This is a genomic window from Paraburkholderia fungorum (assembly GCF_046026025.1).
GTDB classification, from domain to species: domain Bacteria; phylum Pseudomonadota; class Gammaproteobacteria; order Burkholderiales; family Burkholderiaceae; genus Paraburkholderia; species Paraburkholderia fungorum_E.
Genome location: NZ_JAQQFL010000058.1, coordinates 1 through 21,476, shown reverse-complemented (window position 1 = coordinate 21,476; position 21,476 = coordinate 1). Strand labels below are relative to the sequence as shown.

Sequence of the window (21,476 nt, the reverse complement as noted above, 5' to 3'; positions counted from 1 at the left end):
GGAGGGACCAGTATGAGCGAACCGATCATTGGGCAAGCGCTGCGGCGCGTCGACGGCCGCCTGAAAGTGACCGGCGGCGCCCGCTACACGGCGGACCAGAACCTGCCGGGCATGGTGTACGCCTACGGCGTGTTCAGCGCGGTGGCGAGCGGCCGCGTTTTGCGCATCGACACTGTGGATGCTCGCCGGGTGCCCGGCGTCATCGATATCTTCCATCATGAGCATTTCCCGCGCCTTTACCGCGCTCCGAAATCGCCGATTTCGGCCGCTACCATCCTCACGTCGTCGATTACCGACGAAAGCCGTCTGCCATTTGAAGACGCGATGGTGAACTACGCGGGGCAATTCGTGGCGCTCGTGGTAGCCGACACATTCGAGCATGCACGCGAAGCGGCGTTTCGCGTCAACGTTCAGTATGCGACCAACAGGGCGGTCGCGAATCTCGACCAGGGACTGGCGGCGGGCGGCACGCGCGACGGCGGGCGCGGCCACGCGCGCGGTGAGCCCGAACCCGTGTTCGACAGCGCACCGCACCGGATCGATGTGCTCTACAGCACACCGGTTGAAACCCACAATCCCATGGAAATGCACGCGACCGTGGCGCGTTGGGACGGCGGCGAGCTGCATATCTACGAGGCATCGCAGGGCGTGACCGTGCATCGCAATACGCTCGCCCGCGTGTTCGGATTGACGCCGGACCGCGTCACGGTGAAGGCGCCGTTCATCGGCTCGGGTTTCGGCAGCAAGCTGTTTATGTGGCCGCATTCGGTAGCGGCAAGCGCCGCTGCGCGTGAAGTCGGGCGGCCAGTGAAGCTCGTGGTTCCGCGCGCGCAGATGTTCACCGCCACCGGGCACCGGCCGGAAACCCGGCAGCGATTACGGCTCTCGACGGACGCGTCCGGCCGGCTGACCTCGCTGCGGCATGAATCGATCAACACGACGTCATTTACCGACCAGTTCACGGAGAACTGCGGCGGCGTCTCGCGCAGCCTCTACTCGTGTCCGAATGTGCTGGTGAGTCATCGCACTACCCAGGTCAATCGCGGTTCATCGACGTCGATGCGCGCGCCGGGCGCGGCGCCGGGACTCTTTGCGCTGGAGTCGGCAATCGACGAACTCGCGGAGCAGGTGGGCATGGACCCGCTGGCGTTCCGCTTGCTCAATCTGTCGACACGCGATGAAGCGGCGAACCTGCCGTGGTCGAGCAATCATCTGCACGAGGCGATCGAGCAGGGCGGCAAACGCTTCGGCTGGGCACAGCGCAATCCGCGCGTCGGTGCGATGCGCGACGGCCACGAAGTGATTGGCTACGGCATGGCCGCATGCAACTGGGACGCCTATCGCACGGCCGCCGAAGCCCGCGTTCAGTTGCGCAGCGACGGCACGGCGTCGGTGACCTGCGCGGTCCAGGACATCGGCACGGGCACGTACACGATTGCCGCGCAGGTCGTCGGGGAGCTCACGGGTCTGCCGGTCGAGCGGATCGAAGTGAAGCTCGGCGATTCGTCGTTCCCTGCCGCTCCGGTGTCGGGCGGATCGTGGGCGACCGCGAGCGTGATGCCGGCGATCGCCGAGGCGACCCGCAGCGCGATTGCGCAACTGAAGACGTTCGCGACGTCGGGCAATGCGTATTTCGCCGGCGCGAAACCGGAAGATATCCGTTTCGATAATGGCCGGCTGGTCAGCGGGGAGCGCTCGGTCGATTTCTCTGCGGTGCTCAAGGGCCAGCGGCTTGCAAACGCGGAAGGCTATGCGCATACGCCCGGCGCGCCGACGGGACAGTTCTCGTTCCGCTCGTTCGGCGTGCATTTTGTCGAAGTGCGCTGGGACCCGGGTATTTCTCATTTGCGTGTCGCGCGGGTGGTCAGCGCGATCGACGTTGGCCGCGTCGTGAATCCGCTCACCGCACGCAATCAGGTGGAAGGGGCAATCGTGATGGGGATCGGCATGGCGCTGTTCGAGGCAACCGAATACGACCCGCGTACCGGAATGCCGGCCAACAACAACTACGCCGAATATCCGGTGCCGGTTCACGCCGACCAGCCCGATATCGACGTGATCCTGCTCGACTATCCCGATCTCGCGTTAAACGAGTTCGGCGCGCGCGGGATTGGCGAGATCGGCATTACCGGGTTGGCCGCCGCGGTGGCCAACGCGGTGCGCCACGCGACCGGCAAGCGCATCCGTGACCTGCCGATCACGCTCGACAAGCTGATCGACGATGCGCATCCGCTGCAAAGCTGAGGGGAAAACACGTGGACAGTTTCAGCACTACGCGGGCCGTCATGCTTCGACTAACAAAAAGTTGTGCATGACGACGTATATGTCATTTGTGCGCTCACTTGCCGACTGGCTAGGATGACGGCATATCGCGACAACCGGGCCGCGGCTTTCGGTTGCCGTGTCTGATAACCATAACGATTGAGACATTGAAGGATCTGCCATGAACATCAAACCTTTCCTGATCGGTGGCGAATGGGTGCAGGGTACCGGTACGCCATTCGACTCCATCAATCCGGCCAATGGCGAACTGAATGGGAGGATCGGCGGGGCGAGCGCCGCCGATGTCGATCACGCAGTGCGTAATGCACAGCGCGCGCAGTGTGATCCGCGCTGGCGCAACATGCTGCCGCACGAACGCGCGCGGCTGCTCAACAGGGTGGCCGACCTTATCGTGGAGCGCGGCAGCGAACTCGCCTCGGTCCAGATGCGCGAAAACGGCAAGCTGCGCAGCGAGTGCCTCGCGCAGGCGGGTGCGGCGGCGGGCGCCTTCCGCTATTTCGCCGGCGTCATCGAGACCATGGTGTCCGAGATCGCGCCGTCGCGCGGGCCGCACGTCGCGAACGTCGTATATGAGCCGTTCGGTGTCGTGGCAGCCATCACGCCGTGGAACTCTCCATTGACGCTCGAGGCGCAGAAGGTAGCGGCAGCGGTGGCGGCGGGTAACGCGGTCGTGCTCAAGCCGTCGGAATTCACACCGGGCCCGGCGCTCGAACTGGGCCGGATCTTCCTCGACGCGGGGGTTCCCGCAGGCATCCTGAATGTTGTCACCGGCCTAGGCGGTGAGACAGGTCTCGCGCTGGTCCAGCATCCGGAGGTGCGGATGATTTCGTTCACCGGAGGTACCGCAACTGGCCGCGCAATCGGCCGTATTGCGGCGGAACGGCTGGTGCCGGTTGCACTGGAACTCGGCGGTAAATCGCCGCATATCGTGTTTGCCGACGCGGACCTCGACGCGGCTGCCGAGGGTGTCGTGTCCGGGATTTTCACGTCGTCGGGACAATCGTGCATTGCGGGTTCGCGGCTTTTCATCGAGCGCAGCATTTACGACGACTTTCTCGCGCGGGTCGTCGAGCGTACGAAAGCACTGAAAGTGGGGCCGCCCGATGCAGACGGTTCGCAAGTGGCGCCGCTGTCGTCATTCGTTCACCGCGACCGTGTCGAAGCTTACGTCCAGTCTGCGCGGGACGAGGGCGGTACGATCGTGGCCGGGGGCAAAAGACCCGATGACGCGGCATTACCGGCGGGAGCATTCTACGAGCCGACGATCATCACCGGCCTCACGAACGAGGCGAAGGCGTGCCGCGAGGAAATCTTCGGTCCGGTGCTGTGCGTGCTGCCCTTCGACGGCGAAGCCGATCTCGTCGAGCAGGCCAACGGCACGAGCTTTGGACTCGGTTGTGGCATCTGGACCGAATCGTACAAGAAGGCCTGGCGGGTCGCGCGCGCGATCGAGGCCGGCACGGTCTGGGTCAACACATACAAGGAGTTGACGGTGGCGGTGCCATTTGGCGGTTTCAAGGACAGCGGAATCGGTCGCGAAAAAGGCTACTACGGAATTCGTGTCTATCAGGAGCCGAAGACCATCCTGTGGGGCATGAAATGAGCGTCGTCGTTGCCGGTCAATCAGTCGGCGCGCTCGGATTCGTTGGGCTTGGCGTAATGGGCGAACCCATGTGCGCAAATCTGGTTACGAAGTCCGGCTTAACCGTGTACGGTACGGACCCGCGAAATGAACCGCTGCGCGCGCTGGCCGCACTGGGTATGACGCCGCTTGGCAATGCCGCCGAAGTCGGCGCGCGCGCGGACCTCGTGTTCATCTGCGTCGCTGATGGCGAACAGTTGCAGAAGGTCTGTTTTGGCGAGCACGGGTTGCTGGCCGAAGGTAGTCGGGTGAAGGTGATCGTCGACTGCAGCACGACGTCAGTGGCGCTCACGCGCGAATGCGCCGCGCAAGTCACGGCGCAGGGCGTAACGTGGATCGACGCGCCGGTCGCGCGGATGCGCGAGGCGGCGCGCGCCGGCACGCTGTCGATCATGGTGGGCGCGGCGCCGGATGTGTTCGAGTCGCTCGCGCCGCTGTTGCGGTGCATGGGCTCGGATCTGGTGCGTTGCGGGCCAACCGGTAGCGGCCAGGTGGTGAAGATTCTCAACAACAAGGTACTTTTCGAAGCGGTTCACTCGCTTGCCGAGGCGCTCGCTATCGCGCGAGCCGCGGACGTCGACGGCGCCGTTCTGTTCGACGCGCTCGCGAAGGGCTCGGCCGACAGCAAGGCGCTGCGCTTCCAGGGGATAGGGCATCTGCTGCCCGGCGATTTCCCGCCGCGAACCTTCCCCACGCTGTATGCGCGCAAGGACATTGGCCTCGCGCTGTCGCTGGCGGCGGAGACAGGGGTTGATGCGCGCTGCGCGCGAGCCACGGCTGGTCTGTTCGACGAGACGATCGCCGCCGGTCATGGCGCCGACTACTACCCGGTCATCCTCAAGCTCATCGAAGCGGTGCATCCGATTGCGCAATGACGCCGCGCGGCGTGTTTCAGACCGCGCCGCGCCGTTGCAGCTCGTCGAGCAGATATTGCCGGAAGATGCGCAGCGCACGTGAAGCGGTCCGGCCAGCGGGACGCACGAGATAGTAGTTCGACGAGAGCCGACAGGTCAGTGCGAACGGCGCGATCAATGTGCCTTCCGCGAGTGCTTCGGTGATGAGTACCCGTGAGCCGATGGCCACGCCCATGCCCTGCACAGCCGCTTCGAACGCAAGCGCCGAGCTTTCGAATTTCAACCCGTCGTAACCGTCGATCTTTTTCTCACCAACGCTCGCTAACCACGACGCCCAGTCGTCCGGCCGTGCGAGCGAGTGGAGCAGCGTATGGCGCCGCAGGTCGGCCGGCGCGGCGAGCAGCATGCCGTGCCGAAGCAGCTTGCGCCCGATCACGGGCATCAGTTCGATCGGTGCGAGGTAATCGGCGGCGAGGCCCGGCCAGTCGCCGTTGCCCGAGCGGATCGCGGCGTCCACGTTCTGCCGCTCGAAATCCACGAGTGCGGTCGACGTGGACAGGCGCACCTCGATCTCCGGATGTTCCTCGTGAAAACGCGACATCAGCGGAATCAGCCAGCGCTGCGCGAACGTCGTGTAAGCCTGGATCGAAAGCAAGTCGCGCCGCGCCCGTCCATTGATCGACTTGATCGCGCTTTCTATTTCGTCGAATGCAGGCCCGAGCCGACGCTGCAGGCGCTCGCCCTGTGGCGTCAGCGTGATCGACCGGGTTCCGCGTATGAAAAGCTGCGTGCCAATGTGGTCTTCCAGCAGCTTCACCTGACGGCTGACGGCTACCTGCGTGACGTGCAGTTCGATGGCCGCCTGGGTGAGGCTCAGGTGGCGTGCGGCTGCCTCGAATGCCTTGAGCGGGTTGAGAGGGGGAAGGAGTCGCGACATGACAGGAGCAGTACTTTGACCAACATTTTATTAGCCAAAGTACCACTAGAACTCATTTGCGTCAACGAGCGCTGGAAACCAACAATGGATGCCGACACGTGTATTGAGTTCCGACGAGCGCGGGTCCGCCATTCAATCGAAAACAGCCGGACAGTACCGGCACAGGAGACAACCATGTCATCAACATCCATGCTGGCACCGCCCGCAGCGACGGTGTCCGCATCTGTCGAGGAAACGCGTGCGGCGTACCGGAAAGTAGCGTGGCATGTGCTGCCATTTCTTTTCGTCTGCTACTTCTTCAACTATCTGGATCGCACCAACATCGGTATTGCACAACTGCAACTGCGCACCGATCTCGGTTTCAGTGATGCCGCCTATGGGCTGGGAGCAGGACTCTTCTACATCGGCTTCATCCTGTTCGAGATTCCGAGCACGCTGATGCTCGACCGTACAGGCGTGCGCAAAACGCTGCTGCGCATCATGGTTGGGTGGGGGCTGGTGACTTGCGTCACCTCGCTGATCCGCACGCCGGCGCAGTTCTATATCGCCCGCGTGCTGCTCGGCTGTGCGGAGGCCGGGTTCCTGCCGGGCATCGTGCTGTATCTGAGCTACTGGTTTCCCGTGCAGCGGCGCGCGCGCATCACGGCGGCATTCTTCGTCGCGATTCCAACCTCGGGCATTCTCGGCAGCCCGGTGTCCGGGTGGATTCTGCAAAACTTCTCCAGCGCGATGGGTCTGCATGGCTGGCAGTGGCTCTTCATTCTCGAAGGTTTGCCTTCCGTTCTGCTTGGCGTGATCGCGTGGTTCGCGCTGACTGACCGGCCGCAAGGCGCGAAATGGCTGACTGCGCGCGAGCGCGATATCGTCATCGGCGCATTGGAGGCCGAGCATCGCGCGAAGGCCGACCGCCGTCACGAATCGCTCGGCAGCGTGCTGCGCGACCCGCGAGTGTGGGTCATCAGCTATGTGCTGTTCGCGAGCTTCATGGTGGCCAACACGCTCACGTTCTGGTCGCCGACCATCATTCACAACTCGGGCATTACACATGTGGTGAATGTCGGCGTGCTGGCTGCCATCCCACCGCTGATGGGCATCATCGCGATGCTGCTGGTCGGCCGACATTCCGATCGTCGGATGGAGCGACGCTGGCATACCGTTGTGCCAATGCTGTGCGCGGCGACGGGCCTTGCCCTTCTGCCGGTGTTCCGCAATGACCCGGTGCTGTCGATCGTGCTGCTGTCACTGGTGGCGACAGGTCATTACTCGTCGCTGCCGACCATCTATTCGCTGCCGTCCACTTACATGGCGGGTGGCGGCGCGGCTGGCGGCATCGCCGCGATCACGACACTCGGCTCAGTCGGCGGCGCGATCGCGCCTTCACTGCTCGGGCTGATCCGCACGATGACAGGCAGCTTCAGCCTCGGCTTCCAGATCTATGCAGGCATCGTCGCTCTCGGCGCGCTAACACTGCTGTTTTGTGTGCCGGGCCGTTTGCTCGGTGAAGGTGCAAAGCCGGAAATCTGACGTGGCTTCGCATGACGCCGCGATTCTTTATCTGTTGAGGAAAATACGATGAGTGATTCAACCACGATCCAGTTGAACGTCGACAGTGGCATTGCCACACTGACGCTGAACCGGCCGGAAAAACGCAATGCCTTCTCCGACGCAATGCGCAGCGAACTGATCGAAGCGCTGGAGCAGGTGAGTCGGGACGAGGCCATCCGTGCGCTGGTCGTCACGGGTGCGGGCAAGGGGTTTTGTGCGGGCGGTGACGTGGCGGGCATGGAAAAGCGCATGCAGGCGTCCGCTGGCGACATTGCGTTCGCGGGCTGGCGCCGCCAGCAACGCGTGCATCACGCGGTGACGTTGCTTTACGCAATGCCGAAACCCACGATTGCCGCGGTCAACGGCGCAGCGGCCGGTCTAGGCGCGGATATGGCGCTGTCCTGCGATTTCGTCATCGCGTCCGATGCGGCTTCGTTCGCATGGAGTTATATCAAACGCGGATTGATCCCTGACGGCGGCGGCCTCTATTTGCTACCGCGCAGGGTCGGCTTGCCGCGCGCGAAGGAACTGATTTTCAGCGGTCGCCGGGTCGATGCTGCCGAGGCGCTCGGCCTTGGCATAGCGGACCGGCTGAGCACCGCGGACAAGCTGCTGGACGATGCGCATGCGTGGGCCGAGGAACTGTCGCAAGGATCGGCGGTGGCGCTGGCGCTGGGCAAGACGCTGCTGAACCGCTCGTTCGAATCGGATGCTGACGAAATCCTGATGCAGGGCAGTCAGGCCCAGGCGGTGTGCTACACGAGTACCCATCACCGCGAGTCGGTGCGGGCGTTCCTCGAGTTGCAGAGCGCGAAGAAAGGAGTGGCCGCATGAACGCACGTGTCCAGACCACGCTCGACGCAATTGGCCTCCTGATGCGTCCGCGCAGCGTCGCTGTTATCGGTGCCTCGTCCGATCCCTCGAAGACCGCCGGCCGCCCGGTTGCGTATCTGAAGAGGCACGGTTTCAGCGGCAACATATATCCGGTCAATCCGCGCATCGACGAGATCGATGGACTGCCTTGCTATCCCGATGTCGCGTCACTACCCGAGGCGCCGGACGTCGGCATCGTGCTGCTCGGCGCGCAGCGTGCGCACGAAGCAGTGCGTTCGCTTGCGGCACGGGGCGCGGCCGCCGCGATCGTGCTGGCGAGCGGCTACGCGGAAGTCGGCGACGAGGGTGGGCGGCGTCAGCGCGAGTTGCTGGAGGCGGCGGGCAATATGCGCCTGCTTGGGCCGAACACGATCGGGCTTGTCAATCTGACCGATCGTATCACGTTGTCTGCTACTGGCGCGCTCGAAATCGAAGACTTCACCGCGGGGACGATCGGCGTGGTGTCGCAGAGCGGCGGCATTCTCGGCTCGCTGCTGTCGCGTGCGGCCGCTCGCGGAATTGGCCTGTCGAAGCTGGTTTCGACCAGTAACGAGGTCGATCTCGATGTCGCCGATTTTGTGGACTTCCTCGTCGAGGATCCCGCGACGTCGGTCATCGCGCTTTATCTCGAGACGCTGCGCGACCCCGCGAAGTTCCGGCGCGTCGCGTTCAAGGCGATGGCCGCGGGCAAGCCGATCGTCGCGTTCAAGGTTGGCCGCTCGGAAGCAGGGGTTCGCTCGGCGGTGTCGCACACGGGCGCGCTCGCCGGTGCGGACCGCATGTACGACGCGCTGTTCGCGCAACTGGGCATTGTCCGTGCGCAGACCTTCGCCGACATGCTAGATCTGCCGGCCGCGCTCGCATCGGGCAGGAGACCGGCAGGCAAGCGCGTGGCGGTCCTGACTTCGACGGGGGGCGCGGGCACGCTGATCGCCGACAGCCTCGGTGTGGGCGGCTTCGAGACGCCACCGCCCGACGAGGCGACGGGCGCGCGACTACGCGCGCTCCAGACCGGCGACCATGGCGCGCTCGATCGAAATCCGATCGACGTGACGCTCGCGGGTCTGCAGCCCGACCTGCTGCGCGGCGCGATCCGCGCACTGTTGGACAGTCCGTCCTACGACGCGGTCGTCGTCGTCGCCGGGTCGTCGGCGCTGGCCATGCCCGAGTTGATGAGCGGCGCGATCGTCGATTGCCTGCCGTTTAGTGACAAGCCGGTGCTGGCCTATGTCAGCCCTCACGCGCCGGCACTGACGACGCTGTTCAACCGGCGAGGCGTGCCCGCATTCGCCGCGCCCGAAAGCTGTACGACGGCGCTTGCGGCCATGCATCTGGCCGCGCAGGTCTCGAGGCATGCCGAGGAGACGGCGGCACCCGTGGGCCATCCGGCCTTGCCCGTTGTGGATTTGCCGTCGGGATTGCTGGACGAGGCGCAGGCGAAGCAACTGTTCGCTGCCTATGGTGTGCGGTCGGTGCGCGAGAAGGTCGTGACGAACGACGAGGAGGCAATCGAAGCGGCGCGTGAGCTGGATGGTCCGGTGGTGCTGAAGATCCTGTCGAACGAGATCACGCATAAGAGCGATATCGGTGGCGTGGCGGTGAACGTGCTAGCCGATCAGATTACCGCTCGGCTGGCCAGCATGCGTAGCGAGGTTGCTTCGCATACCGGAACACAGCCGCGGCGGTTCCTCGTCCAGGAAATGGTCTCAGGCGGCGTCGAGGTGATCCTCGGCATGCATCGCGATCCGCTCGGCACGGCGATCATGCTGGGTATGGGCGGCGTGACCGCGGAACTGTTCCAGGACACCACGCTGTGCCTGCTGCCGCCGGACCGGGGGCTGTGCCACGAGGAAGCGATTCAGATGATCCGCGCACTGAAGACGTGGCCGCTGCTCGACGGCTATCGCGGCCGTCCGTGTGGCGACGTTGCCGCGCTGGCTGCGGCGATCGTGGCGTTTTCGGCGATGGTGAAGGAGCTGGGCGATACGCTCGCCGAGGCGGAAATCAATCCCGTATTCGTGCTTGAAGACGGGTGCGGCGTGCTGGCCGCCGACGGCGTAGCCGTGCTTCGGCCGCGATAGTACGAAGCGTGCGCGTTCGCGATGGCGAGGTGGCGCGGGCGGGGAAAACTGCATCGCGCGCGTGCATGATTCTGTCTGGTCAGCGCGTCAGCAGATCGACCCAGATATCAAGCGGATCGCGTTCATCGGGTCGCCCGGCACCGCTCGCCAGATCCAGAAGTCCGCGGCCGACGTGTGCGTCAAGCACATCTCGCTCGAGCTCGGAGGCAAGAATCCGATGATCGTGTTCCCGGATGCCGATCTTGAGCGAGCCAAAGATGCCGCTGTGCGTGGGATGAATTTTGCGTGGCAGGGCCAGTCCTGTGGTTCGACAAGCCGCCTGCTGGTACATGACAGCCTGTATGACGAGTTCGTCGAAAGCGTCGTCGCTCGTGTCAGGCAGATCAGGCTGGGTAATCCGGCGCTCGAAACATCGACCATGGGGCCGATCAATTCGAAGGCGCAGTACGACAAGGTATGCAATTACGTCGAAGTCGCCAAGGCTGACGGCGCACGGCTCGTGCACGGCGGCCGGCGGCCGGCGGTCGGAGGGCGCCGGGTTCCAGCGCGGCTACTGGCTCGAGCCAACGGTATTTGCGGATGTGACATCGCAGATGCGTATCGCACAGGAGGAGGTGTTCGGGCCGATCCTGTCGATCATGCGCTGGAGTGATGCGAAGCAGGCGCTCGACATTGCCAATTCGGTCGAATACGGTCTGACGGCGTCCATCTGGACGGCTGATATCGGCACGGCCATGCAGACCGCCCGTCAGGTTCGTAGCGGCTATATCTGGATCAACGGTGTGGGCACCCATTTCAGGGGCGTGCCATTTGGCGGCTACAAGAACTCTGGCGTGGGACGCGAAGAGAGTCTCGACGAAATGCTGAGCTATACCGAAACGAAGGTGATCAACATCATGCTGTAACCGGTACTCCGCAGTGAAGCACGGCACGCCTTGAGCGCGACGCCCCAATCAAATAGAGAAACTATAAAGTGGAGCGGGCGATATTCGCCATCATCGTCGCGCCGCCTCGGTGCGAAGACCGTCGAGCGTGAACCCAACGCGACGCCGCCAGGTGCCGGCTCCGATCTCGGCCATGATCCGCATCAGTGCGCCATTTGACACGAACACCAGAAACAGGTCCTCAAGCGTGAAGTCGGGGCGCAACGAACCATCGCGCTGCGCGTCTTCGACGAATTGCCGCGCGTGCGTCATGGTCTCGTCGCACACAGCCGCCAGCCGCGAGGCGTCGGGATGGCGGCGTGAAACGATGTCGTTGAGCGCAGGCTCGGTGGCCTGGATTTCGCAGATCAGTTCGACATAAGAGGCGAACCGGCTCCATGGATCGGGGCAGCCGCGTGCGCGCGCCACCGCGTCACTGAGCCGCTCTGCCGCGACGTCCGCCATGACCACATCGGTGAGTGCTTCGCGCGTGCCAAACCGGTTGTACAGGGTGCCGATGCTGACGCCCGCACGCTGTGCGATCTCTTCCAGTGGCACGTCGAGGCCACGCTCCTGAAATGCATCCAGTGCGGCAGTCTTGATTTTTTCCGTATTGAGCTGTGCGTCGCGTCGTAGACGCGGCGTACCATCTTTCCCGGCGCCTGGATGGTTCATGGCGTTAAGGTTTTATTCATAACTTGACGACACCCTCAACTTTGAAATAGGATGAAGTTGAATGATACCTCAACATATGAACGACTCGTGGGAACGAAGCAGGAGATATGCCCAAGACCATTTTCATCACCGGTGCCTCGTCAGGCATCGGCAAAGCTGTAGCGAAGCAGTTTGCCGGGCAGGGCTGGAACGTCGTGGCGACACTGCGCGATCCGTCTGCGGAGACTGAACTCGTCAACGGAGACCGCCTGCTCGTCACACGACTGGACGTTCAGGACGAGTCCAGCGTGACCTCGGCGGTTGATGCGGCCGTCGAGCGCTTCGGCGGGATCGATGTTCTCGTGAACAACGCCGGCTTCAGCCTGTTTGGCGTTTTCGAGGCGCTGTCGCCGCATAAGATCCAGGAGCAGTTCGCGGTCAACGTCTTCGGCCTGATGGATGTCACGCGCGCCGTGCTGCCTGTCTTGCGGCGGCAGGGCGGTGGCACGATCGTCAACGTGAGTTCCAGCGGTGGCATGATCACCGTGCCGCTGATGTCGATGTACCACGCCACCAAATTCGCGGTCGAGGGCTTCTCCGAATCGCTGGCCTATGAACTGACGTCGCAGAACATCTTCGTCAGGCTGATCGAACCGGGCGCAGTGCGCACGCAGTTTGGGGTGCGGATGTTCTCTGAATTTGCGCATGATCGGTCGCTGGCCTGCTACGACCGGTTCATCGACAAGACCAACGCCCTTTATGCCGCGATGCTGGGCGGCGAGACGAGCAGTGCCGAGCAGGTGGCCGATGTTGTCTTCGGCGCGGCCACCGATCAGTCGTCGCGGCTGCGCTATGTTGTCGGCGAAGATATCGCTGCGCTGGTCAAGGCTCGGCACGAAATGGGCGAAGATAACTATATCGCACTGATGCGCGCGCGGTTCCTGAGTGCGGAACCGGCCGCGCCGACCGCGGGAGGACGGTGAGAATGTCAGCACACGTCAATCACGGCGCTCATCCCGCGTCGGCACAGGAAGCGCCAGCCATGCTGATGCCTGAGTTGAGCTTGCCGCATGGGCGCATCCGCGGCGTTGCCCGCAATGCACAGGGCGTACTCGCCTATAAGGGAATCCCTTTTGCTGCGCCACCGGTCGGTGCATTGCGCTGGCGGCCTCCGCAAGATGTCGTGGGCTGGACCGATGTCCGCGACGCCACTGCTTATGGCCCGCCGTGCTTTGGGGCACCGATGCCGGTGCCGGGCCTGAAAGCGCTGACCAGGGACCAGGGCGAGGATTGCCTGACCTTGAATGTCTGGACTGCGGCGCAGACTGCCGAGGAGCGGCGGCCGGTCATGGTGTGGATTCACGGCGGTGGCTTCGAGTTGGGCGCGTCCGCATTCTTCGGGGCTGAAGGCGCGCACCTCGCGGCGAAGGGCGTCGTGATGGTCAGCATGAACTACCGGCTTGGCGTGTTCGGGTTTCTCGCTCATCCCGAACTGGATCGCGAAGGTTCGCCCTCGGGCAACTTCGGCTTGCAGGATCAGATCAAGGCGCTGCGATGGGTGAAAGATCATATTGCATTATTCGGCGGCGATCCGGGCAATGTCACGCTGTTTGGCGAATCCGCCGGGTCGCATGCTGTGGGCATGCTCATGGCCTCACCACTGGCCCGCGGCTTGTTCCATCGAGCCATCGGAGAAAGCGGCGCATTCTGGGACACCGAGCATGGGTCGATCGCGACCAAGGCCGAGGCCGAAGCCCGAACCCGCGCCTTCATGACCAGGATGCGGGTCCGTTCTCTCGCGGAGTTGCGTGCGCTGGCGGGTGAAAAGCTTCACCGCGCCTCCGTCTGGAACTTTCTTACAGACCCGGCCATCACCGCATTTGCTCCTAATATCGATGGCTTTGTGCTGCAAGAATCGCCCGCGCAAACGTTCGAGCGCGGCGGCCAAGCCGATGTCCCTTTGCTGGGTGGCTGGAATGCAGACGAACACAGTTTCTTCATGAGCCGGGCGTTGCCGCATCGCACACCGGCGCAGTTCGTCAAGGCCGCCACGGCACAGTTCGGTCCATCTCGAATGCAGGACTTTCTGGCCGCATATCCTGCCGGCACGAAGCAAGCGGCCGAGCAATCGGCGCAGTACCTGATGGGTGATCTGTGCATTAGCCAACAGACCTGGGCATGGCTGGGTCTGCATCGCACGACGGCCCGCTCGGACGTGTTTGCCTACAACTTCGACTACACCTCGCCCTATTCGCCCAAGCCTAGCCACGGCGCGGAAACGGCATTCGTATTCGGTAGCCTCGACATGAGCTTTGGGCCGTCAAAGGCACCGGCCGGCGAGGCAGACAAGGAATTGTCGGCGTTGATGATGTCGTACTGGACGAACTTCGCGCGGAACGGGAGTCCGAACGGCCCGGGATTGCCGCCATGGCCGGTCTATGGCGGCCCGGGTTCCCTAGTCATGCGTTTCGGCAGCTCCAGCGGCGCAGCACCCGAGGACGCAACGGAGCGGTTCCGCTTCATCCAGTCCTTCAGGTCTTCCGGTCGGCTGCCGGAGGATTGGAGGCGAGTCCAGGGCCGGATGCCGGCGCCGTTGGCCAAGGTTGTGGCGAAGGCGGTGCTCCTGTTCATGGGCTAGTCATACTCCCGTACCTGAAAACAATATGTCATCCTTACCATTCGAAACAAATTCGATCGAGCAATCTGTGCTCACTTCACTAGCTCAGTGCGAAGCAGCCAGCAACGACGCGTTGATCGGAGCGCTTACGCTGCTGTCGAGAACAAATGGCATCAATGCAGTTCAACACGGTGCGCGTCTAGCGGTCATCGGTGAATTGCTGATTTCCATGTTGGTGCACCTGCCAGCCTCAATGAAGGCTGATGTCACTCGATCATTCCGCAACAGGATTGAAGTGTTGATGTCTCTGAGTGACGACAGGTGCTTGCCTGAAGAATATCACTCGGCGCTATTGACTGAAATCAATCGTTATCTGAGCGCGGTTCGGTAACCTGGCCTACTGTTCTGCTTGAACGTGTCAGCGGTGAACGCACTCCTGCTCTCGGATTCTGGCTCACGGCCCCGTAGCCGGAATCTTTTGACGTGATGCTTGCATCACGTCTTTTTTATTTTCGGAACCACTCAAACGTGACGTTCATTGGGCAACGCATCACATCCCGTACTTGATCATATCTACGACCGATCGGTCGGATGAAGAGTGTTAGCAACATTGAATATGCAGTGGATTCATGACGACTATGAAATCCATTGCATGGATTTATGGAAGCACTACGTGTAACTTTCACTCCAGGATGTGAACAAGAATAGAAAGCAGGAGGCGGAAGTGTCGAATTGTGATACGCAGAAGGCGGACGGTGTCGACCTGTCTATTACCAGAACGCATGGGTTGCGAGGTGTAAGAACTGAACGGCTCGATCTCACATATTCAGGTGGCCTGCTCTCAAGCCACCGTGTCCTTCTCGCAGTTATATATCGGACCCACATACGCTCGGTGCCAACACTGCCACGCAACATGCGGTTCGCATTTTCCCGTGCATACGATGAGTTACCTCAGTACGCGCTGCGTGGGTAACCACCATGAGATCCGCAGCTAGCGCGCGTGGCGAATGCTCGTCCTGAAAGTATCGGTTTCTTCGTGGAATGATTGCAACGTTCAATCTTCCGGCGACTGACAAATAAGAAGCGTAGTTCGTAAAAAATATCAGGAGACTTCAATGTTCATTCGAAATTGTTGGTACGTGGCTGCGTGGCAGGAAGAGCTAACCTCGCAGCCACTGGCGAGGACAATACTTGCCGAGCCAATCGTGTTATATCGCACGGCTTCTGGTCAAGTGAGCGCTCTTGAGGATCGCTGCGTGCATCGCAGCCTTCCCTTGTCGATGGGGAGGGTGTGTGGAGAGCATCTGGTCTGTGCCTATCACGGTCTTTCTTACGACCATGCCGGACGATGTGTGCATATTCCAGCACAGGATGTCATTCCAAAAAACGCACAGATAAGGCGTTATCCAGTCGTTGAGAAGGACAACGTCATCTGGATCTGGATGGGAGATTCAACGCGCGCAGATGAAACTTCCGTGCCAGATTATCCCTGGCATAGTGATCCGGGATGGGCCCACAAAAAGAGTTACCGGCACATCGCCGCCTACTACGAACTGATCCATGACAATCTGATCGACCTCTCACATGTTGGCTGGGTCCATGAGAAAACGATCGGCGGCACGCCAGAAGCCCACTCCAGAGCGGAAGTGAAAGTGGTTCGTTCTGAAGATCAAGTTAGCGTGCGCCGATGGATGCGTGACTCGGTACCTCCCCCGACCTACGTCAAGGCAGTCGGCTTTAAGGGAAGTATAGATCGATGGATGGAGATTTGCTTTAGACCAGGACTAATCAACATCTATGTCGGCGCGAACGATGCAGGTAAGGGCGTTGACGAAGACAATTACCGGAATACGTTCGGCGCGCGAATTTTCAACGGAGTGACGCCGGAAACGGAGCATTCAACGCACTATTTCTGGACTGCCGCGCACAACTTCAAGGTGGATCAGTCCGCTGCTACCGAGGCACTGTTCAAGGAGGTTTACGCGACCTTCGAAGAAGACAAAATGGTGCTTGAGAGCCAGCATTCCCGGATGCGTGATTTACCTGGTGCGCCAACAATCGATCTTATTAGCGATGCCGGTGGGAACCAGGCGCGTCGGCTGGTGAAGGCAAAAATAGAAGAGGAACTGCGCCACGTTCCGGTGCCTGCATGAACTGCCACCATGGCAACCCTTGCCGGGAATAGGGTGAAAGCAGGTTACGTCAGTTGACGCTGCGCCACTTCAAAATAAACGATCTACTGGGACGTGATTGTTGATGGAAAAAGTAGTGAATTTACTATCCATGCGTGTCATCAGGAAAACTAACGAGGCCGATGGAATTTGCAGCTTTGAGCTGATTGCCGAGTCGGGAGAGGAGTTACCTGCATTCACTGCCGGCGCACACCTCGATGTCCAGATTCCGGGGCCAGAGAATTTCGTGCGCCAGTACTCTCTGGCGAACTCGCCTGCTGATCGAAAAAGGTACCTGATTGGAGTTTTGCTCGATGCCTCAGGACGTGGTGGGTCGCGTAGCATGCATGAGCGGGTCAATGAAGGTGACCTTCTGAGGGTTTCCCCGCCGAAGAACCATTTCCCCCTCGTTCCCGATACGCGTTCCGCCTTGATATTGGCAGGTGGAATCGGAGTGACTCCCCTGCTGGCGATGGCAGAGGAGTTACATCGAAATCACGTTAGCTTCGACTTCCACTATGCGGCCCGCAGCGTTGCGAGAATGGCGTTTAGAAAGCGGCTCGAAAAATCGCCTTACACGGAGAGGGTGCACTTCTATCTTGACGATCAAAGTTCCGGGCAGCCGCTGAACTTGACGACGATACTATCCACGCCAAACCCCGGCGTACACCTATATATCTGTGGCCCGCGAGGATTTCTGGATGCCGCGATAGGGGTTGCGCATGCTTCGGGATGGAGCGAAGCGCAAATTCACTTTGAGGCGTTTTCCAACCAGGTTCAGGAAGCCGGCGATGCCTTCGATCTTCGGCTGGCTAGAAGTGAACGGATCATTCGAGTTGGTGCTAATGAGCCTGTTATTCACGCGCTATCCCGCAACGGGATCGAAGTGCCAACCTCTTGCGAGCAGGGGGTATGTGGAACCTGTCTAACACGTGTGATTTCCGGCATTCCAGATCATCGGGACATGTATCTGACGCAGCAGGAGCGAGAAAGGAATGATCAATTTCTGCCTTGCTGCTCAAGATCTCGTTCTTCGATTCTGGTTGTAGATCTATGAGCGTCACATCATGCTTCGTTCATCAGCAAGGGCCTGAAGCACGTACAGGAAATTCAGATCGGAGAGGTGCATCTATGCATCTGTTTCATGGTGGGTATGAAATTCATTGTATAGATTTATAGACCGCCAGCGTTTAATGTCGCATCCACGCTCAAAAAAGCGGGAGATAAAAAATGGAAATAGTTTCGCACTCAAGCGAACGAATCCTCTGGAGACAGGAAATGCATGCGCAAGTCGTTACGCCCTCGAAATTCATCGACGATACACAAATATCGTCCCTGCAGATCATCACCCTCGTTCTGTGTTTTTTTGTTGTCGCCGCTGACGGTTTTGATGTCGCCTCGGTAGGGTATGTTGCGCCGTTGCTCAAAAAGGCCTGGTCGCTTGGCCCCGCCCAGCTTGGTCCAATTTTTGGTGCGGGCCTGTTTGGCCTCACCGTAGGAAGTTTTCTATTCGGACCGCTCGCTGATCGCATCGGCCGCAAGCGCGTCATTATGATCTCGCTGGTGCTGTTCGGCATGGGCAGTTTTGCCTGCGCGTATGCGCCGTCACTGACGTGGCTAATCCTGCTGCGCTTCGCGACCGGCGCGGGCCTCGGTGGTGCGATGCCGAATGCAATCACCCTGTCGTCGGAATTCAGTCCGGCTCGCAACCGGGCGTGGATGGTGACGCTGATGTTTTGCGGCTTCACGCTCGGCCTCGCTTTCGGCGGCGCCATAGCTGCGCTCCTGATTCCGACCTTCGGATGGAAAGGCGTATTCGTTTTCGGTGGCCTGTTCCCGCTTTGCCTGATTCCGATCGTCTGGTTGTGGCTGCCGGAGTCGTTGCGTTTCATGGCCGGCAAGCCGCGTTACCGTCAGGAGACGCGTCAAGTGCTCAAGCGCTTGACCGGTGACCCTGACACGCCGCTGGAACAGGTGATCCCGGAGGACGCAAAGACCGCCTCGGGCGACGAATCGGCGGTCAGAACACTGTTCAACCCGCGCTATCGCACCGGCACGCTGCTGATGTGGGTCGCGTTTTTTTGCACGCTGTGGGTCTATTACCAGGTGAGTAGCTGGCTGCCGACGGTGATCACAGGCGCCGGTATCGACGCGGCCCATGCAGCGCGAGTGGGTGCGATGCTGCCGCTAGGCGGCACCGTCGGATCTCTGATAAACGCACGCCTGATGGACCGTGTCAATCAATTCGTAGTACTGGCTGTGTCCTACGCCGTGGCGGCTGTTTCAATCGCATTGATCGGTTTTTCGATCAATGAGCCCGCATGGGTTTACGTGGCCGTATTCATGGCGGGTTTGGGGCTATCTGGTGCGCAGTCCGGCGCCAATGTGCTTGTCGCCGGTTTCTATACGACGGCTGCACGAGCCACTGGTGTGAGTTGGGCGCTGGCTGTTGGGCGCATCGGGTCGATCATCGGTTCGATGACGGGCGGCATTCTGCTTGCGACATTTCATTCCGTCGAACTCGCATTCGTGACGTTTGCCGCACCGGCGTTGATCGCCGGCGTCGCGATGCTGGCGAACGGCTGGTTCTATCGTGGCAGCAATGTGGCGAAAGTTTGATTCGGCCTGGTTTCACAGAAATGCGACAACGCGTCGCGATTATTCAGGAGAAGGGCATGCGGTACGTAAGTTTTGAAAAAGACGGCAAGGCATGGTTGGGTGTGCGTGAGCATGGTGCGATTCGCACACTGGGCGAAACAACGCTGGAAGCATTGCTGGCTGAGGGCATTGATCTGAAAACGTGGGCGGCGAAGCAGGACGGCGGCCGTATCGAAGCGGAAGAGGGTTTGAAGTTTCTGCCGCCGTTGCGCCGCCCACCGAAGATTCTCTGCGTCGGTCTGAACTTCGCGGATCACACGAAGGAGAGCAATTTCGAGCAACCAAAGTATCCCACGCTGTTTTTGCGCGTGAATACCAGCCTGGTCGCCCACGATGCGCCAATGGTTCGCCCCGCGGTGACCGACTCCGAAGGACTCGACTATGAGGGAGAAATCGCAGTCGTGATCGGAAAGGGTGGTCGTCATATTGCAACGGAAAACGCGCTGGCACACGTCGCGGGCTACTCGTTGTTTAACGACGGATCGGTGCGCGAATATCAATTCAAGACGCCGCAGTGGACAGTGGGGAAAAACTTCGACGGCACTGGCGCGTTCGGACCCGACCTTGTCACTACCGATGAACTTCCGCCAGGCGCGAAAGGCTTGCTGCTGGAGACTCGTCTCAACGGTGAGGTCGTTCAATCCGCCAACACCAACGAGATGGTTTTCGACATCGCATCTCTCATCAGCATCATCAGCGAGGCCATCACGCTGGAAGCGGGCGACGTGATCGTTGCGGGTACACCTTCTGGGATCGGTTGGGCGCGCAATCCGAAGTTGCTGATGAAAGCCGGTGACGTGTGTGAAGTGACCGTCGAAAAGCTTGGCACCTTGCGCAACACGATTGTCGACGAAGCGGGCGCTTGAAGACGCCTGCCAACGCAAACGACGCAGGAGGAGACAAGATGGCAGCCAACCGCGATTCGAAAATCCTTGCAGTGCATTCGATCGATCACTTCGCACTCAATGTCCCGTCGCTGTCGGAGGCCGGGTATTTCTTCACGGCATTCGGACTCGATGTGACACCGGCGGCGGAAGGTCTGGATATCCGTGCAGGCGACGGACATCGCTGGGCTCGTATGCTGCCATCGGATCGGAAATCGCTCGCTTATCTCAGCTTCAACTGCTTCGACGGGGATATGACGGCAATCGAGCGGCAGGTCATAGCTGCTGGCGCGACCCTCTGTCCCGCACACGTACGAAGCGATGAGCAAGGCTTCTGGTTTAACGATCCAGACGGCAACCTGATTCAGGTCCGAGTTGGTCCAAAAACTTCGCCGAATGAGAAAACCTCTGTGGTTCATACCGATGTTGCGGCAGACGCGCGTGGCTCGTGCATGCGCTCGGAGGTCAAAACCGTATGCCCGCGCCGCCTGTCGCACGTGCTGCTGTTCACGCCGGACACACGGCGCGCCGTCTCGTTCTATGGGGCGGCTCTGGGTTTGAGGCTCTCGGACTGCTCCGCCGACATCATTGCATTCACGCATGCGCCGCATGGCAGCGACCACCATCTACTTGCGTTCGTGAAGAGTTCTGCAAGAGGCTGGCATCACGTGGCATGGGACGTGGCGAACGTCAACGAGGTCGGCGCAGGTGCGTCGCAAATGGCGGCGGCGGGTTTTAAGGCCGGTTGGGGTACGGGAAGGCATGTGCTTGGTTCGAATTATTTCCACTATGTGCGTGATCCATGGGGATCGTTCTCCGAGTACTCCGCCGATATGGACTTTGTTTCGGCAGGTAGCGTATGGCCGACCGGAGACTTCCAGCCGGAGGACTCGCTCTATCAATGGGGACCGGATGTTCCCGACTACTTCATTCGCAATACTGAGGCGTAAGCCGGGCGGCGCGAATTTTCGTCGTGGCATGTATGGTTAAACAAGAGGAGGAATTGAGGTGCTCTACATTCGTTTGTGTTTCGACAAGCCTGGCACCACCGAGTTGCGCGAGCAGCTTCGTGCGGATCATCGCGCATATTTCAAACCCAATCTGCTGGCGGATGCCGTACCTCATCTCGTTCAGGCCGGGCCGTTATGTGTCAGCGACAACGACGACACCAATCTGGCGAGTTTCATGATTCTTGAGGCAACCAGTCTCGACGAGGTGGTGCGCTTTCATGACGGCGATCCGTTCACGAAGGCAGGTCTGTACGACAGGGTCTACATACATCGCTGGGATAGGCACATTTAGCGCGTGTCGGCTGCACTCGGCCCACAGGTACCGACTCGGCAACGCCCTTCCT

General features: G+C 60.8%; 19 protein-coding genes. 17 read left to right on the top strand and 2 right to left on the bottom strand.

The window, feature by feature from the left end; translation table 11 throughout:
• Nucleotides 1–12 precede the first annotated feature (12 nt).
• From PQR67_RS37040 to PQR67_RS37030, 3 genes are all read left to right on the top strand, one after another.
• Complete coding sequence (locus PQR67_RS37040) at nucleotides 13–2,244, top strand: xanthine dehydrogenase family protein molybdopterin-binding subunit (protein WP_408467746.1); 2,232 nt, start codon at nucleotides 13–15, stop codon at nucleotides 2,242–2,244.
• A 199-nt stretch (nucleotides 2,245–2,443) separates the two neighbouring features.
• Nucleotides 2,444–3,886 carry an aldehyde dehydrogenase gene (locus tag PQR67_RS37035; protein ID WP_408467745.1) on the top strand — a complete coding sequence of 481 codons (1,443 nt, stop codon included), beginning with the start codon at nucleotides 2,444–2,446 and terminating at the stop codon, nucleotides 3,884–3,886.
• On the top strand, nucleotides 3,883–4,800 hold the full coding sequence (locus PQR67_RS37030) for an NAD(P)-dependent oxidoreductase (RefSeq protein ID WP_408467744.1): 918 nt from the start codon (nucleotides 3,883–3,885) through the stop codon (nucleotides 4,798–4,800). The genes PQR67_RS37035 and PQR67_RS37030 overlap by 4 nt, the downstream gene beginning before the upstream one ends.
• Nucleotides 4,801–4,816: 16 nt before the next feature.
• Here the strand turns inward: PQR67_RS37030 and gcvA are convergent, their stop codons facing one another.
• Complete coding sequence (gene gcvA, locus PQR67_RS37025; protein ID WP_408467743.1) at nucleotides 4,817–5,716, bottom strand: transcriptional regulator GcvA; 900 nt, start codon at nucleotides 5,714–5,716, stop codon at nucleotides 4,817–4,819.
• A gap of 174 nt (nucleotides 5,717–5,890) precedes the next feature.
• Here gcvA and PQR67_RS37020 point away from each other — a divergent pair, with 174 nt between their 5' ends.
• The 5 genes from PQR67_RS37020 (at nucleotide 5,891) to PQR67_RS37000 (ending at nucleotide 11,120) form a co-directional block, all read left to right on the top strand.
• Nucleotides 5,891–7,240 carry an MFS transporter gene (locus PQR67_RS37020; protein ID WP_408467742.1) on the top strand — a complete coding sequence of 450 codons (1,350 nt, stop codon included), beginning with the start codon at nucleotides 5,891–5,893 and terminating at the stop codon, nucleotides 7,238–7,240.
• Between the two features lie 48 nt (nucleotides 7,241–7,288).
• Nucleotides 7,289–8,095, top strand: a complete 807-nt coding sequence (locus PQR67_RS37015; protein WP_408467741.1) for an enoyl-CoA hydratase/isomerase family protein — start codon at nucleotides 7,289–7,291, stop codon at nucleotides 8,093–8,095.
• On the top strand, nucleotides 8,092–10,215 hold the full coding sequence (locus PQR67_RS37010; RefSeq protein ID WP_408467740.1) for an acetate--CoA ligase family protein: 2,124 nt from the start codon (nucleotides 8,092–8,094) through the stop codon (nucleotides 10,213–10,215). Before PQR67_RS37015 ends, PQR67_RS37010 begins: the two co-directional genes overlap by 4 nt.
• Nucleotides 10,216–10,276: 61 nt before the next feature.
• On the top strand, nucleotides 10,277–10,867 hold the full coding sequence (locus PQR67_RS37005; RefSeq protein WP_408467739.1) for an aldehyde dehydrogenase family protein: 591 nt from the start codon (nucleotides 10,277–10,279) through the stop codon (nucleotides 10,865–10,867).
• Nucleotides 10,797–11,120 (top strand): aldehyde dehydrogenase family protein, encoded by a 324-nt coding sequence (locus PQR67_RS37000; RefSeq protein ID WP_408467738.1) that lies wholly within the window; start codon nucleotides 10,797–10,799, stop codon nucleotides 11,118–11,120. The genes PQR67_RS37005 and PQR67_RS37000 overlap by 71 nt, the downstream gene beginning before the upstream one ends.
• 90 nt (nucleotides 11,121–11,210) lie before the next feature.
• Here the strand turns inward: PQR67_RS37000 and PQR67_RS36995 are convergent, their stop codons facing one another.
• Nucleotides 11,211–11,813 carry a TetR/AcrR family transcriptional regulator gene (locus PQR67_RS36995; RefSeq protein ID WP_408467737.1) on the bottom strand — a complete coding sequence of 201 codons (603 nt, stop codon included), beginning with the start codon at nucleotides 11,811–11,813 and terminating at the stop codon, nucleotides 11,211–11,213.
• A gap of 107 nt (nucleotides 11,814–11,920) precedes the next feature.
• On the opposite strand from PQR67_RS36995, the gene PQR67_RS36990 reads away from it, so the two are divergent.
• The 9 genes from PQR67_RS36990 to PQR67_RS36950 all read left to right on the top strand — a co-directional run bounded on the left by PQR67_RS36990 (nucleotide 11,921) and on the right by PQR67_RS36950 (nucleotide 21,424).
• Nucleotides 11,921–12,775: an SDR family oxidoreductase gene (locus PQR67_RS36990; RefSeq protein ID WP_408467736.1), complete on the top strand. Its 855-nt coding sequence runs from the start codon at nucleotides 11,921–11,923 to the stop codon at nucleotides 12,773–12,775.
• 2 nt (nucleotides 12,776–12,777) lie between these two features.
• A complete protein-coding gene (locus tag PQR67_RS36985; protein ID WP_408467735.1) occupies nucleotides 12,778–14,430 on the top strand; it encodes a carboxylesterase/lipase family protein in 1,653 nt (550 codons plus the stop codon).
• Between the two features lie 25 nt (nucleotides 14,431–14,455).
• Entirely contained in the window at nucleotides 14,456–14,800 is a 345-nt protein-coding gene (locus PQR67_RS36980) for a hypothetical protein (protein WP_408467734.1), read from the top strand.
• Between the two features lie 724 nt (nucleotides 14,801–15,524).
• Nucleotides 15,525–16,562, top strand: coding sequence for an aromatic ring-hydroxylating dioxygenase subunit alpha (locus PQR67_RS36975; protein WP_408467733.1), 1,038 nt, complete (start codon nucleotides 15,525–15,527; stop codon nucleotides 16,560–16,562).
• A 103-nt stretch (nucleotides 16,563–16,665) separates the two neighbouring features.
• A complete protein-coding gene (locus PQR67_RS36970) occupies nucleotides 16,666–17,637 on the top strand; it encodes a PDR/VanB family oxidoreductase (RefSeq protein WP_408467732.1) in 972 nt (323 codons plus the stop codon).
• Nucleotides 17,638–17,858: 221 nt separating this feature from the next.
• Nucleotides 17,859–19,199 (top strand): MFS transporter, encoded by a 1,341-nt coding sequence (locus PQR67_RS36965; protein WP_408467731.1) that lies wholly within the window; start codon nucleotides 17,859–17,861, stop codon nucleotides 19,197–19,199.
• Between the two features lie 56 nt (nucleotides 19,200–19,255).
• Nucleotides 19,256–20,104 (top strand): fumarylacetoacetate hydrolase family protein, encoded by an 849-nt coding sequence (locus tag PQR67_RS36960; protein ID WP_408467730.1) that lies wholly within the window; start codon nucleotides 19,256–19,258, stop codon nucleotides 20,102–20,104.
• Nucleotides 20,105–20,142: 38 nt separating this feature from the next.
• On the top strand, nucleotides 20,143–21,072 hold the full coding sequence (locus PQR67_RS36955) for a VOC family protein (RefSeq protein WP_408467729.1): 930 nt from the start codon (nucleotides 20,143–20,145) through the stop codon (nucleotides 21,070–21,072).
• 58 nt (nucleotides 21,073–21,130) lie between these two features.
• A complete protein-coding gene (locus PQR67_RS36950) occupies nucleotides 21,131–21,424 on the top strand; it encodes a YciI family protein (protein ID WP_054042416.1) in 294 nt (97 codons plus the stop codon).
• Nucleotides 21,425–21,476: the final 52 nt, after the last annotated feature.